General features: G+C 69.6%; 10 protein-coding genes. 4 read left to right on the forward strand and 6 right to left on the reverse strand.

The window, feature by feature from the left end; genetic code table 11:
• Positions 1 to 18 precede the first annotated feature (18 nt).
• From HUT12_RS01260 to HUT12_RS01285, 6 genes are all read right to left on the reverse strand, one after another.
• Complete coding sequence (locus tag HUT12_RS01260) at positions 19 to 1,707, reverse strand: acyl-CoA dehydrogenase (RefSeq protein ID WP_176092290.1); 1,689 nt, start codon at positions 1,705 to 1,707, stop codon at positions 19 to 21.
• Positions 1,704 to 3,338, reverse strand: a complete 1,635-nt coding sequence (locus HUT12_RS01265; protein WP_176092291.1) for an acyl-CoA dehydrogenase family protein — start codon at positions 3,336 to 3,338, stop codon at positions 1,704 to 1,706. The genes HUT12_RS01260 and HUT12_RS01265 overlap by 4 nt, the downstream gene beginning before the upstream one ends.
• Positions 3,335 to 5,107, reverse strand: coding sequence for a fatty acyl-AMP ligase (locus tag HUT12_RS01270; protein WP_176092292.1), 1,773 nt, complete (start codon positions 5,105 to 5,107; stop codon positions 3,335 to 3,337). Before HUT12_RS01270 ends, HUT12_RS01265 begins: the two co-directional genes overlap by 4 nt.
• Positions 5,104 to 5,322: a ferredoxin gene (locus HUT12_RS01275; RefSeq protein WP_176092293.1), complete on the reverse strand. Its 219-nt coding sequence runs from the start codon at positions 5,320 to 5,322 to the stop codon at positions 5,104 to 5,106. Before HUT12_RS01275 ends, HUT12_RS01270 begins: the two co-directional genes overlap by 4 nt.
• 4 nt (positions 5,323 to 5,326) lie before the next feature.
• Positions 5,327 to 6,520, reverse strand: coding sequence for a cytochrome P450 (locus HUT12_RS01280; protein WP_176092294.1), 1,194 nt, complete (start codon positions 6,518 to 6,520; stop codon positions 5,327 to 5,329).
• A gap of 187 nt (positions 6,521 to 6,707) precedes the next feature.
• Entirely contained in the window at positions 6,708 to 9,722 is a 3,015-nt protein-coding gene (locus HUT12_RS01285) for a FlgD immunoglobulin-like domain containing protein (RefSeq protein ID WP_176092295.1), read from the reverse strand.
• Positions 9,723 to 9,891: 169 nt separating this feature from the next.
• Between HUT12_RS01285 and HUT12_RS01290 the strand changes: the two genes are divergently transcribed.
• The 4 genes from HUT12_RS01290 (at position 9,892) to HUT12_RS01305 (ending at position 13,681) form a co-directional block, all read left to right on the forward strand.
• Positions 9,892 to 10,416 (forward strand): SMI1/KNR4 family protein, encoded by a 525-nt coding sequence (locus HUT12_RS01290; protein WP_176092296.1) that lies wholly within the window; start codon positions 9,892 to 9,894, stop codon positions 10,414 to 10,416.
• 664 nt (positions 10,417 to 11,080) lie between these two features.
• Entirely contained in the window at positions 11,081 to 12,211 is a 1,131-nt protein-coding gene (locus HUT12_RS01295) for a DNA (cytosine-5-)-methyltransferase (protein WP_254876695.1), read from the forward strand.
• A 31-nt stretch (positions 12,212 to 12,242) separates the two neighbouring features.
• On the forward strand, positions 12,243 to 12,665 hold the full coding sequence (locus tag HUT12_RS01300) for a very short patch repair endonuclease (RefSeq protein ID WP_176095613.1): 423 nt from the start codon (positions 12,243 to 12,245) through the stop codon (positions 12,663 to 12,665).
• A 209-nt stretch (positions 12,666 to 12,874) separates the two neighbouring features.
• Positions 12,875 to 13,681 (forward strand): GIY-YIG nuclease family protein, encoded by an 807-nt coding sequence (locus tag HUT12_RS01305; RefSeq protein WP_176092297.1) that lies wholly within the window; start codon positions 12,875 to 12,877, stop codon positions 13,679 to 13,681.
• Positions 13,682 to 13,927: the final 246 nt, after the last annotated feature.

The raw sequence follows: 13,927 nt of genomic DNA on the forward strand, positions 1-13,927 counted from the left end.
TGCGGACTGGCCTCCGGGTCATCCCGGCAGCGGTCGGCGGGACAGGTCGAAGCTGCGTCGCTCCGCGTGCCGGGCGGCCAGTTCCTGATAGAGCGGCTCGCGGTGGTCGCCGGCGCGGTCGTCGCCCGGACGGCCGAGGCTGCGGGCCAGCCGGTCCAGTGCCCCGGTGACCCAGGCCGGGTCGTCGTCCCGGGCCAGCCAGACGTTCAGGCAGGCCGAGGCGGCGAGCACGGTGGCGTACCGGGCGGGCAGGTCGAGCACCTCGACGCGGGCGTCCACGCCCAGGTCGGAGGGGTGCAGCGCGGCCCCCGCCTCGGCGAGGTCGCCGAGTTCGGCCGTGAACTGCCCGGCCAGCCGGCGGAGTCGCTGCTGCTCCGGCTCGTCGCCGGTGAGCCGGTCCACGGCCGCGCCCAGCGATCCGGCCAGGCCGTCCAGCCCGCCGGCGGAGACCCTTAGCCGCGCGAACGGCAGCTCGGGCAGTTCCTCGCCGATCCGGAACAGCGCCGGGTCGGCCGGCTCCGGATGCACCCAGCCGCGCCGCGCCAGCAGCGGCACCTGGGGAAGCATGGTGCCCAGGCAGGCGACACGGGCGGCGTGCCCGAACCCGGCCGGGGCCAGGTCGCGCAGCAGCTTCTGGAAGATCGCGTACCGGCCCTCGCGCAGGTAGAAGTGCGCCCCGAGCACCAGGGAGAGCTGGTGCATCGCGTCCATCAGCCGCTTGCCCACCAGGTACTTCACGGCGGAGGCGTACATGCTGGTCTGGCCGGGCAGCAGGTGCAGCGCGCGGGCCGCGACCAGGCCGAGGCTGTCGCAGATCAGCAGATCCAGGTACGCGTCGACGAGCAGCCGCCGGACCTCGGGCTGGTCGGCGACGCGGTGGCCGTAGAGACGCCGGTCGGCGGCGAAGTCCATGGTCGACCGCAGACCCGAGTCGAGGACACCGGCGAGCATGCTGGGGATCGCGGTGCGGGTGAGCTGGAACGAGCGCAGCGCGGTCTCGATGCCCTGACCGGGCCGACCCACCACCGCCTCGTCGTCCACCGGGCAGTCGGTGAACTCGATGCCGCCCAACTGCACGCCGCGCATGCCCACGCTCGGGTAGCGGGCCAGGTCACGCATCACGCCGTCCGGCAGCGTCTGCTTGTCGACCAGGATCTGCGAGTGGCTGCGGCTGCCCGGCCGCTCGTCGGTGCGGGCCAGCAGCACCAGCCCCCGTGCCCGCGTGACGTTGGTGACCACCTCCTTGCGTCCGGTCAGCCGCCACCCGCCGGTCGTGCCCGGCCGGGCCGCGAACTCGGCGCGGGAGAAGTCGTTGCCGTGCGCCAGTTCGTGGTAGGCCGAGGCGATCTTCTGGTTGGAGAGCAGCGTGTCGGCCACCCATCGGGTCTGCGTCGGTGAGCCGGCGGCCCAGACGTTGACCGACGAGATGAACGAGCTGACGCCGTAGCCGAGCCCCAGCGACGGGTCCCGCCGGAACACCGTCCGCAGCACCTGGATCAGGTCGTCGGCCCCGGCCAGCCGCCCGCCGTGGCGGCGTGGCACGAACTCGGCGTTGAGGCAGTACGCGTCGAGGGCGCGCTCGGCGGCGCCGAACACCTCGTCCTTCTCGTCGGCCACCAGCGCGGCCGTGCCGCCGAGCGGGTTGCCGTCGTCGGACGGGTCGCCGAGCAGGTGTTCCAGCTCGTCCAGCCGGGCGGGGGCCGTCATGACAGCTCCTTGAGGTCGTCGGTGAGCCGGTCGAAGGCGGCGGGGTCGGGCCGGTGACCGCCGATCCGGTCGACGATCAGGGCCAGCGTGGCGGCCAGTTCCGGCCGGGCCGGCTCGGCGGACCACCGGTGCAGCACGGCGGCGGCGGCCAGGCACCACTCGTACCGTCGGGCCAGGTCGAACGCCTCGACGCCGGCCGTCACGCCCTGCGGCGGCAGGGCGGCCATCTCGTCGTGCAGCCGCTCGGCGGAGTCCAGGACGTACGCGGCGAGCCGCACCACGCTCTCCGGCGCCGTCGTGCGGACCTGCTCCACCAGGAAGGGCAGGCTCTGCACCAGGCTGCATCCGGTGCGGGAGAACAGCTCCAGGCGACCCGGGTCGGTGGGTGCGCCGACCTCGACGCCGTGCAGCCCTGCGCCGACCTCGACGCCCCGCAGCCCGGCGACGTCCCGGACCCGTTGCCGCCAGCCGGCCACCAGACGCGGGAACTGGGTGATCAGCGAGTGCCGGTTGACGAAGGTGTTGCCGTCGAAGATGCCCACGATGCGGTGGTCCCGCTCCAGCTTCTGGAACGCGCCGTCGGCGTACACGGTGGTCAGGAACGCGCGGGCGCCGAGCAGCTCGCCGCACCGCGCGATCGCCTCGTCGACCAGGGTCGGCGCCAGCGCCTTCGCCACCGCCGAGTAGACGCTCATCTCGCCGGTCAGCGCGCCGGCCGCCCGCCCGGCGAACAGCACCACCGACTCCGCCACCAGCGCGGCGGCGGAGATCTCCCCGAAGCTGCGCCGCACGTGCGGCAACTCGATCAGCCGACGACCGTAGAGCTCCCGCTCCCGCACGAACCGCAGGGTCAGCTCCCGGGCGTGGTCGACGGCGCCGAGCGAGAGCCCGGCCGCCATCACCCGGGTCAACTGGAGCGCCTTGAGCACGATCTCCAGGCCCGCACCGGGCCGCCCGACCAGCGCCTCGGGCGGCACCACCGCACCGTCGAAGGCGAGGCCGCTGATGTCCGCGCCCCGGATGCCGTGCGTACGCGCCTTCGGCAACGTCCGGTAGCTGCCCGGGGCGAGCCGGTCCTTGTCGACCAGGAACAGGCTGTGGCCGCGTGCCCCGGCGTCGGCCGAGGTGCGGGCGAGCACGCAGACCGTCCCGGCCCGGGTGGCGTTGTTGATCGGCCACTTCTCGCCGTCCAGGCGGTACCCGTCCGGGCACTCGGTGGCGGTCAGCTCGCCGGCCACCAGGTCGCTGCCGTGCCCGCGCTCGGTCAGCGCCCAGGAGACCACCGCACCGGCCCGGATCCGCGCCCCGAGCCGCTCGGCCCGTTCCGGGTCACCGGCCACCCAGACGCAGACCGCGCCCAGGTAGGTCTTGGCGTGCGCGATCGCGGCGGTCAGGTCGTGCCGGGCGATCGTCCGGACCACCTCGACGAGCTGCGTGTGATCGGTCGACGCGCCGCCGAAGCGCGCCGGCACGTACCAGTCGGGAACCCCCAGCTCGTCCAGCAGACGTACGGCGTCGGTGGGGAACGTCTCGGTCCGGTCCAGCTCGGCGACCCGGTCCGGGCGGAACGGCTCGGCCGTGGCCAGGGCGGCGTCCAGCAGGCCCGGCGAGATGGTGGTGACGGCGCTCATCGGGCCACCCCGGCCAGCTCACGATCCCGGTCGGTGGCGTCCAGGTGGGAGCGGACCTCCGGGGTGAGGTCGGCGTACGTGCCGGTGAGCGAGCCCTCCTGGAAGGCGCGACGGACCGCGACCCGCTGGATCTTGCCGCTGGTGGTCCGGGACACCCCGCCCGGGCGGACCAGCAGCACGCTCGCCTCCACGCCGAACTCGCGGGACAACCGGTGCCGCACCGCCGCCGAGATCCGGGCCAGCTCCTCCGGCGTCGCCCGGCCGGCCCGTACCTCGTGCACCAGGACCACCTGCTCCTCGGGCACCGGCACGCTGAACGCGGCTCCGACACCGAGCGCCAGCGCGGGATGCACGGTGCGCGCCTCGGCCTCCAGGTCCTGCGGATACAGGTTGCGGCCCCGGATGATCAGCAGCTCCTTGATCCGCCCGGAGATGTACAGCTCGTCGTCGAGGCGTACCCCGAGGTCGCCGGTGCGCAGGAAACCGCGCTCGCCACAGGCGGTCTCCGCGTCGAAGACGGCGGCCGTGGCCTCGGGGTTCTCCCAGTACCCGCGCGCGACGCTCGGTCCGCGCAGCCAGATCTCGCCCACCTCACCGTCGGGGAGCAGCACGTGGCGCTCCGGGTCGACGATGCGGATGTCCATCTCGGACGTCGCGCCGCAGCCGACCAGGTCACGGGTGGCCTCGTCGGTGTCCGGCCCGACCGGTCGGGCCTGCCCCCGGCTTAGGTGCGCGGCGTCGACCCGGGTGATGCGGGGAAGCCGGTACTGCCCGACGCAGGAGACCGCAAGCGTCGCCTCGGCCAGCCCATAGCCGGGGCCGACCGCCTCCGGCCGCAGGCCGTAGGGCGCGAACCGGTCGCGGAAGCGGGCCAGCGTGCTCGCCTGGACCGGCTCGGCGCCGTTGACCGCGACCCGCCAACGGGACAGGTCCAGGCCGGCGAGCCTCTCCTCGGCGATCCGGTTCAGGCACATCTCGTAGGCGAAGTTGGGTGCCGGGGAGATCTGCACGTCGAAGCGGTCCACCAGGAACAACCAGCTCTGCGGGTGCCGCAGGAACACCGAGGCGGGCATGTGCACGGTGGTGCTGCCGACGTACAGCGGGGAGAGGAAGAGCCCGATCAGGCCGAAGTCGTGGTGCATCGGCAGCCAGCCGCCGTGCCGGGCGTCCGACGGCGCGCCGAGGATGCGCTGGTAGACCCCGGCGTTGTCGGCCAGGTTGCCGTGCGTCACCACGACGCCCCGGGGCTGGCTGGTGGACCCGGAGGTGTACTGGAGGAAGGCGATCCGGTCCGGGTCGTCGGGCAGGGCACGGAACTGTCCGACGTCGGGCAGCGCGGTCGCGTCGGTCACCAGACGCGGCAGGTCGCCCACCCCGGCCGCCTCCGCCCAGGTGGCCACGTCACCGGCCACCCGCTCCTCGGTGAGCAGGGCGGCGGCCCGCGCGTTGCGGACGATCGCGGTGAGCCGCTGGCTGCGGTGCTGCTGCCCGTCCGGCACCGGCACCACGATCGGGATCACGCCGGAGTACAGGCAGCCGAGGACGGCGAGGGCCAACTGCGGGCCCGGCGGATAGAGCAGCATCGCCCGGTCGCCGGCGGCCAGCCGGTCCTGGAACAGCGCGCCGACCCGGCGGGCCGCGTCGTGGATCTGGGCGTACGAGTAGCTGATCGGGGCGTCGTCACGCATCGGGTCGGCCACGTAGGTGAACGCGGTCCGCTCGCCGAACTGCGCGACGTTGACCTCCATCCGGGCACTGAAGCTGGTCACCGTTCACGCTCCTGCTGAGTCGTCTGAATCGAGATCGCTCGGTTGGGGCACAGGTGTGCGGCCTCCCGCACGGCCGGGACCCGGTCCGGCTCCGGCTCGGCCACCAGCAGCACGACCGTCCCGTGGTCGTCCTCGTCGAACACCTCCGGCGCGAGCCGGACGCAGTGCCCGGCGCCGAGACAGCGCTCCGCCGCGACGGTGAGCAGGACCGTCATCGGGTCACCACCGCACCGGCAGCCGGCCGAGCCCGAACACCACGCCCTGCTTGACCGGGACCTGCTCGACCGGTACGGCCAGGTGCAGCCCCGGGATCCGGGTGAACAGCGCCCGCAGCGCGATCAGCAGCTCCAGCCGTCCCAGGTGCTGGCCGACGCACTGGTGGATGCCGAAGCCGAAGGTCAGGTGACCGCGTGCCGCCCGCCGTACGTCCAGCACGTCGGGGTCCGCGAACCGTTCCGCATCCCGGTTGGCCCCGGGGAGCAGCAGCACGATGCCCTCCCCGGCCCGGATCAGCTCGCCGTCCACCTCCAGGTCGGCGGTGGCGACGCGGACCGTGGCACCGGTGAGCGACAGGTACCGCAGCAGCTCCTCGACCGCGTCCGGCCACCGCTCCGGCTCGGCCCGCAACAGGTCGAGCTGGGTACGCTCGGTGAGCAGAGTGAGCACGCTCATGCCCAGCGTGTTGACGGTGATGTCCTGTCCGGCGAGCACGATGGCGATGCCGAGGCCGGTCGCCTCCTCGACGGTCAGCTCGCCCTCGTCGATCCGCTCGACCAGATCCCGCAACTGGCCGTCCCGCAGCGTGTCCCGACCCTCGGTGAGCAGGTGGGTCAGGTAGCCGGTCATCGACCGGACCGGATTGAACCGCTTGTAGGTCACCGTCTGGAAGTGCGCGACGTCCGCCTCCGGCACCCCGAGCAGCCGACCCAGGACCTCCGCGACCAGCGGCTTGGCGAACACGTCGAGCAGGTCCACCGGCGGCGACTCGGCCAGCATCCGGTCCAGGTAGGCGTCGGTGTACCGGACGATCTCCGGTTCCCAGGCGCTGATCCGCTTGTAGGTCAGGCTGGGCAGCACCGCCCGCCGCTGCCGCGAGTGCGCCGGCGGATCGGTCCGCAGCAACGCCTCGATGGTCGCCGAACCGCTCTGCCGCAGCCCCGCCATGCCGGGCACCGGCACCGGCATGGCCGGCTGCCGGACGTCCACACTGGTGTCCGGGCTGGCCAGGATCGCCCGGGTCGCCGCGTACCCGGTGACGACCCAGACCGGACGGCCGTCGAACAGCCGCGCCCGGGTGACCGTCCCGCGCTCCCGCAGCTCCCGGTATTCCTCCGGCGGCTGGTACGGGCACTGACGCTTCAGGGGCAGCTCGGGTAGCTGCGTGATGTCTTCCGTGGCCACGGCTCTGCTCACCGATACCGCCCCTCTCTCCCCCGCTTGTCTCATCGAAGACGAGTCTGCGGAGGTGAGAGAGTTTCGATAAGACACCGCCGGGCGGCGGAAAGAGCGCCCGGCCGGGCATACCCGATCGGGTATGCCCGGCCGGTCAGGGTGGGTCGGCTCGGCCGACCCCGCTACCTAGGGCGCGGGAGCCACTGGTTCAGCGGCGTACGGTCACCGCCTTGCTGGTCGACCTGCCGTCCACGTACCCCGCCTTGCGGGCGATCACCACGACGGTCAGCTTCTTGTTGCGCATCGAGGACTTGAGCTTCAGCGTCTTCCCCGTCGCGCCCTTGATCACTTTGCCGTTGAGCCGCCACTCGTAACGGTAGGAGTCGACCTTCGGCGACCAGGTGCCGACCAGTGCCTTCACCGTCCGGCCCACCTTCGGGGTACCGCTGACCGACGGCTTCTTCGTCGCCTTCGACGCCTTACCCTTGGCGACCACGGCCGATGCGGGTGAGGTGGCCACACCGGACGGATGGCCGGTACGCCTCGCGGTCACCGTGACGGTGAGCCGCTTGCCCACCACCGACGGCGTGACCTTCAGGGACGCACCGGTCGCGCTCTTGATCGCGGTGCCGTTGGCCGACCACTGATAGGCGTACGAGGTGGGGGCCGGGCTCCACGTGCCGGGTGCCGCCTTCACCGTCGAGCCGACCGCGAGGGTGCCCGAGATCGACGGCTTCTTCGTCGCCGTCGGCGGTGCGGGAGCCGGAGGCGGCGGGGGCGGCGGCGGGGCGAGTCGTGGGCCGGCGACGGTCAGGGCGGGACCCACGCCGTCAGCGGGCTGGGCGGTCAACGTCCACGCGAAGGCACCGTCGGCCAGCGGCCTACCGGCGGAGTCCCGGCCGTCCCAGGCCACCCGCAGCAGGCCCCGGACCGACGAGCCGGACAGCGTACGCAGGGCGGTGCCCGCCGCGTCACGGACGACGAACTGCCAGGAGGCGGCGGGCTTCGACAGCCACCACTGACCGGACCAGGCATCGGTCTCGTCGGACACGGTCGAGTCGATCACGCTCAACGCCGATGCCGGGATGCCGGTCGGCACGATGTGGACCTGCTGCCGCCGGTCGGCGTACGCGACCGCGCCGCCGAACCGGTCCACGGTCCAGGCGGTACGCGGTGCGGCACCCGGACCGAGGTCGTCCGCGTCCACCAGCGTCCGGGCCGGGCGCTGGCCGTTCAGGTCGACCAGCCGGAGCCCGCCGTTCACCTGCTCGACCAGGTAGCCGTCGCCGAGCAGCACGTCACGTGCCGGGGCGGGCAGGTGGCGCTTGGCCACCCGGTCCCAGACACCCGAGCCCCGCTCGCTGTACGTGTAGTCCACGCACGCCCAGTACACCCAGCGCCCCACGGCCTGCAGCCGGGTGGCCGAGCATCCGTTGCTGGTGGTGAAACTCTCCAGGACGGTGCCGGTGGGAAGCTGGGTGGCGGTCACCACACCGGAGGCGGCCGAGCCGCTCCACAGCGTCGAACCCCAGACGGCGGCCCCGACGAATGACCGGTTCTGGAGCACGACACCCGCCGCCCCGGGCCGGAACTCGCCGATGTACTGGGTGCTGTACGTGCCACCGTCGATCACCGCGTACCGACCGGAGAGGTCGATGAGCCTCGGGGCGAAGTGCTTCGTCTCGATGCTCGGGCCCGACGCGGCGGACCCGTTCGCGTACAACATCGTCACGTCGCGGTAGGTCGCATTGGCGCGACCGTGATGGCCGGTGCCGTCGGCGAACATCGTGATGCAGCGGGGGTTGTCGGACGTGCCGCAGGAGCCGTCGCGGCCACCGACCAGCGCGTCCCGGGTGGCGCGCTCGACGGCCGGTACGCCCCCGCCGGTCGGCGTGGTCAACCAGGTGCTGCGGTAGGTGCCGAGGAAGTCGCTGGGACTGTAGATGGTGCTGTTGTCGGCCGTGCTGAGGATGCCGCTGCCGAGCGCGAGCCCGTGGATCTGCGCCGGCACCGGCTGCACCGACGTGATCCGGTGCCGGGTGACCGAGCCGTCCGGGGTCGGCGAGATCCGCCAGATCCCCCAGTCCAGGTCGCCCTCCTCGACGTACTCCCGCGCACCCGCCACCAGGGCGGACCCGTCCGGTGCCTGGACGATCTGGTGCGCGGCCGGGTTCATGACCGTGGCCGGGCGTCGCGTTCCGTCGACGCGCTCGGCCCAGAGCCGCTGCCCACGATAGATGTTGTTGCCCGTGGCGATCGGATCGACCGAGAGCAGGCTCGCACCGACCAGCCCGTGCGCGGCCTGGTAGTTGAGGTGGCCCGTGGTGACCGTGTGGGTCGGTGCCGAGAAGTCCTCCCGGTCCAGGACGTCCAGTAGGGAACGCCCGCTGCGCAGCCTCAGGATCGACTCGGTGGCGAGCCGGAAGCCGCTCACCTCCCAAGCGTCGAACGGGTCGAGCCGGTCCGGAAGCCGGGTGAAGACACCGCTGGCGACGTCGATCAGGCCCCACTTGCGCCACTCGTCGACCGGATCGGCGAGCCGGTAGCGAACGATGACGGAACGGGCGTCGGCGTCCTCGACCGCAGCCTCCGTCACACCATCGGGAAAGCCGGAGACCGGCCTCTCGACGCCGTCCCGGAGCAGGTGGTACGCCAGGTCGTCGGTGCGGGTCAGAATGGTGTCACCGAAGGTGCCCTGGTAGGACCGTCCCTCGGGCAACGTCACCGTGCGGCCGTTCGAGGCACCCCGCAGCAGCGTCACCCGTGGCGACGGCTCGGCCGAATAGACGGCCACCGTGTCCGAACCCGCCCCGTACCAACCAGGGTGGAACGAGGGGGCCGACGGCCACCAGCCTCGGAAGTCGTACTGCACCGGTGCGGGCAGCCGCTGGTCGAGCGCGGTGGTCGTGCCGTTTGCGTACACCGTCCACAACAGACGGTCGTCACCCTCCTGTGCCCACAGGAATCCGGTGTCGCCGGCGTTGAGGATCCGGGTGGCGCGCGGGATGGCCCGCGCCTCGGCGGGCAGCACCAACTCCGCAGTCGGCTCGGGGGAGGCGGCGATCGCCGTGCCGGGCACTGCGGCGAGCGTGCCGACGAGGCACATCGTCAAGGTCAGAACAGTCGAGATCCGCGCCGTACGCACGGCCGGCAGTTGCCCGGTCAGGGCCACCGTCTCCTCCTCGGAAACCACAAGAAAAGTGGTGCGGAGAAAGGACACCATCGGATCGGCAGACGTGCTGCCCGGTGTCCCCACGCATCTGAGGGCGGCAGCATAGCAAGAAGCCGATCTTGGTGGTGCCCCGTTGCCGCTGGTTAGCCGGCTCTCCGCGTGGCGCGGGACGGCACGGACGGGCCGAGAGGATGTCGGTCGTCGTGGTTAGGGTGCTGCCGTGGAAGAGAGCCGTCGTAGCCTGCCCGCAGCGCTGGCCGAAGCGCACGCGGGGGAATTCGACTACCGCGACGGAGCCGGCGTCGACTTCGAGCCGTACCCGCAGTTCCTGGACCCGGACGAGACCGCCGACTGGTGGCGCTCCTGGACCGGCAACCCCGAGCTGGACGGGGCCGAGTACCGCGTCTTCGGGCAGGACGGCACCGGTGGCTACGCCGCGTTCTGGCTGGTCCGCGCCGGTGAGCCGATCGAACGACAGCCGGTGGTGTTCCTCGGATCGGAGGGCGAGACCGGGGTCGTGGCGCCGGACCTGGGGAGCTACCTGTGGCTGCTGGCGGACGGATTCGGTCCGTGGGAGGCGGCGCAGTACCCGGAGCACGAGCACGAGCCGCAGCCGGACGCGCGCCTCACCGAGATAGCACAGCGCTTCGCGCCGGATCGCCGTCGATCGGCGGACGAGGTGGTCGCGGCGGCGCGGGCGGAGTTCCCCGACTTCGACACGCAGATCGACGCCCTCTGCCGTTAGCGCGTGTGAACAGGCCATAGTGTCGCTTGACTATGGGAGTAGCGCGGCGTAACGGTCGGTCAACTCTCGCTCGGTCGTGTCGCCCTGCTCAAGGTCCGCGAACGTTTGGCGAAGCGCTGTATCAGGTGATCACCAATCGTCGTGAGCATGGCAGCCTCCCACGAGAACCGACTAAGCCCGAACCAGCCGACCGTCCGACGAGCCACCGCTCCGGACGGTACCCGCATCGAGCCGAGGACGAGGACGCCAAAGCTCTGGCAGGTGCCCCAGCCGGGTCTGTCTCCGCTGTTAGCACCGAGAAACTCTGCGTACCCCAGGAGGGTTGCCCGGTGTCAGTTTGTGGGAACCTCCGCCGACGAGTAGGTGCTTGCCAGGCCCCGGTATCGGGGCTGGTCCTGCATCGCGGCCTGAAACCTCCTACAAAAACTCTGCACCGCTCGGGCACCTGCACTGTCTGACCGCCTCGTTTGCCGTCTCGTCTCCCAGCGGGACCCACCAAGAGGTCGCAACCTACGGCAAATCGTGGTACCACACGTAAGCCGTGAGCAGTCGTATGATTACGTCTGGTCGAACTGGTGATCGAAAGATCACAGATGAGTGTCACACCTGAGGACTGCGGCCAGGGTGCCGATAGGCTGCAGTAGTGATGGGCGAGGAGGGAAGCATGGAGAGCGCGCCCATCCGGGCAGCGGAGTTCTTTGCCGGGATCGGTCTCGTCCGAACCGCCCTTGAGCGGGTGAAAGGCGCTCAGGTGCAAGTGGTGTGGGCAAACGACATTAAGCAGGCCAAGCGCGATGCCTATGCCGCCAACTTTCCAGATGCCGAAGAGCACTTCGTCGTTCGTGATATACGCGAGGTTGAGGCTTCGGACCTGCCAGCGGGGATCGAACTGGCAACGAGCAGCTTCCCGTGCATTGACCTCTCGCTGGCTGGCAATAGGCGTGGCCTGTCTGGTGAGCAGTCGGGGATGTTCTGGGAGTTTACAAAGGTCATGAAGGGTTTGTCGCCCCGGCCGCCGGTGATTCTCCTTGAAAATGTCTATGGGTTTGCTACCAGTCGTGGCGGCGCGGACCTCGCGGCCGCATTGGAAAGCTTATCGAAGCTCGACTATTCACTGGACGTGATTGCGATCGACGCCCGGCACTTCGTGCCGCAGTCTCGACCGAGGATGTTTATTGTCGGCATTCAGAAAAACATGCTGCCGAGTCGAGTAAGGAAAGGACTTCCGGCGGTCACCGACTCGCGTCCCGCCTGGGTACAGGCCATTCACGGCAAGCACCGTCAGGCGTTAGATATGCACTACATGGACCTCCCGCCCTTGCCCGAGGGGCCGCAGGACCTGGATGGCTTCGTTGAGGTGGATGTCGCAGCGAGCCTTTGGTGGGGTGAGGATCGAGTGGACGCTTTCGTCAGGTCTCTTAGCGACGTTCAGAGAGCCCGATTCGAGACTCTTCTCGCGGGGGATGCGACCAGTTATCGAACTGCCTACCGCCGCACTAGGCGGGGGGTGGCGATGTGGGAACTGCGTAAGGACGGCATCGCGGGGTGCCTCCGGACCACCGGAGGTGGATCAAGCAAGCAGGCGCTAGTCCAACTGGGCAAAGGTCAAATATCGATTCGGTGGATGACTCCACGGGAGTACGCCAATCTCATGGGTGCCCATGAGTATAAACTCCTTGCCGGAACGCCGAATCAGCAACTCTTCGGTTTTGGTGACGCTGTCGTGGTTGACGTTATTGAGTGGATTGGCAACAATTACCTTCTGCCGATCCTGCGTCCGACCTGTGTGGAGTGACGCTAGCTCACTTAAAAGAAAAACGATGACAATGCCTCCCACGCCACCACCGTCATCAGCTTCGCGCGCTATGAGGTCAAATAGGAGCGCTAATACAAAGCCTGAGCTAGCCCTCCGGCAAGAACTCTTCCGCCGAGGGCTTCGTTACCGAGTCGGCTATCGAATCTCACTTCTAGAACGCGCGGTCCGGCCAGATATCGTCTTCACGCGACGCAAAGTGGCAGTTTTTGTAGACGGTTGCTTCTGGCACGGATGCCCGATCCATTGCCGGATGCCGTCCGATCCGAGTGGATATTGGCACCAGAAGATTGATCGCAACCGAAAGCGTGACTTGGCAGTTGATGAGATGCTGCGCGCTGCGGGCTGGACCATATTCCGGGTCTGGGAACACGAGCCCGCGAACGAAGCGGCGGGAGCCATCCATGCTGCACTAAATCAAGAGGTAAGCACGTAGGCGTCATCGATCACCTTTGCCAGCGGTGCCCGATGGCGAATCTGTGCGAGGCACACGAGGCGTTAGGCCAGGTCGGATTGCCGACACTCGGCTACGGCCCATAGCTCCTACCTGGGCTTCCGCTGCCAAGATGCGGCTCCGCAGGCTCGCCGTACCGTGCCCGACCCTCACTATCAGCAAGCCTAGCCTTTAGACTCCTGCTCCCGATCATGGTGACAGAAGAGGTAGAGGGGTGCCCAGTGGCTAGTCGTGGCGTCGCGTCATACAACGAGCCGGATCACAACCCGCCGTCGAAGGCCTCGCTGCCGACTGAGTTCGTCCAGGGCTTCAGACGGTTACTGAAGGACGCGATGGGGTCTGTGGACACCGCGAGCGGCAAGGCGCTCGGCAACTGCATCGGCGTCTACGCCTTCTACGATTACGATGCCGAGCCGATCTACGTCGGGCAGACGTGGTTGAAGTTCAGAGATCGCATCGGCCGGCACTTGACCGGCCAGCGAAGCGATACGCTGGCGTATCGGATTCTCGACCCCTTCGAGGTCGCAGAGTTGGAGTTCTGGCCAACCGAGCACTTGGGCAACGACCCCGACAAGCAGGCGAAGCTGAACGCGATCGAGTACTCGGTATATCGCCGAGCGATCGACCAGTCGAAGTACCGGGCAATCTTGAACGAAAAGATCCCCCCGACCTCCGAACTCGTCGAGCTACCGCCCTCGTATCGCTTCAACTTGATCCCCGAAGACCTTCGAGAAGACCGCGAGCACCCGGACGTCCGCATCGCTCGTCGTGCCGAGACCTTGGCTAGGGTGTCGGCCGTTGCTCACGAGCGTGGCGAGGTCTCGCCTGGTCTGCGGCGCGTCATCGTAATCCAAGCCGTCCGTCTCGCTGACCTGGCAGCCGCGCGGCTGGCCTTCGCAGAAGGTCGATCCCGGCCAGCTCCTAACTCAATCGACGTGCACGCGCTAGTCGGGAACGTCCTTCGGGAGTCCACTGCGGGCGACGTCTCCGACGAGTAGCGCCTGTCAGCGCTCCGCTGCCCGATCGATACCGGCGACCAAGCCGCAACAAGCCACGTGAAATCCGCCCGAACCCGGCAGGCGCGACGTGAACTAACAGTGCCAGTTCGGCTTCGTCATGGAAGATCTACACGGTGGTGTCCTCGGCGGCCACCTGCGACGCGCTCAAGCGGCTCGGCAGCGCACTGACCGATGAGGCGGCTACTGCGGCGGGAAGTTTCCACCGACCAAGATCGGAGCTGAGTT

The organism is Verrucosispora sp. NA02020, assembly GCF_013364215.1.
Taxonomy (GTDB): domain Bacteria; phylum Actinomycetota; class Actinomycetes; order Mycobacteriales; family Micromonosporaceae; genus Micromonospora.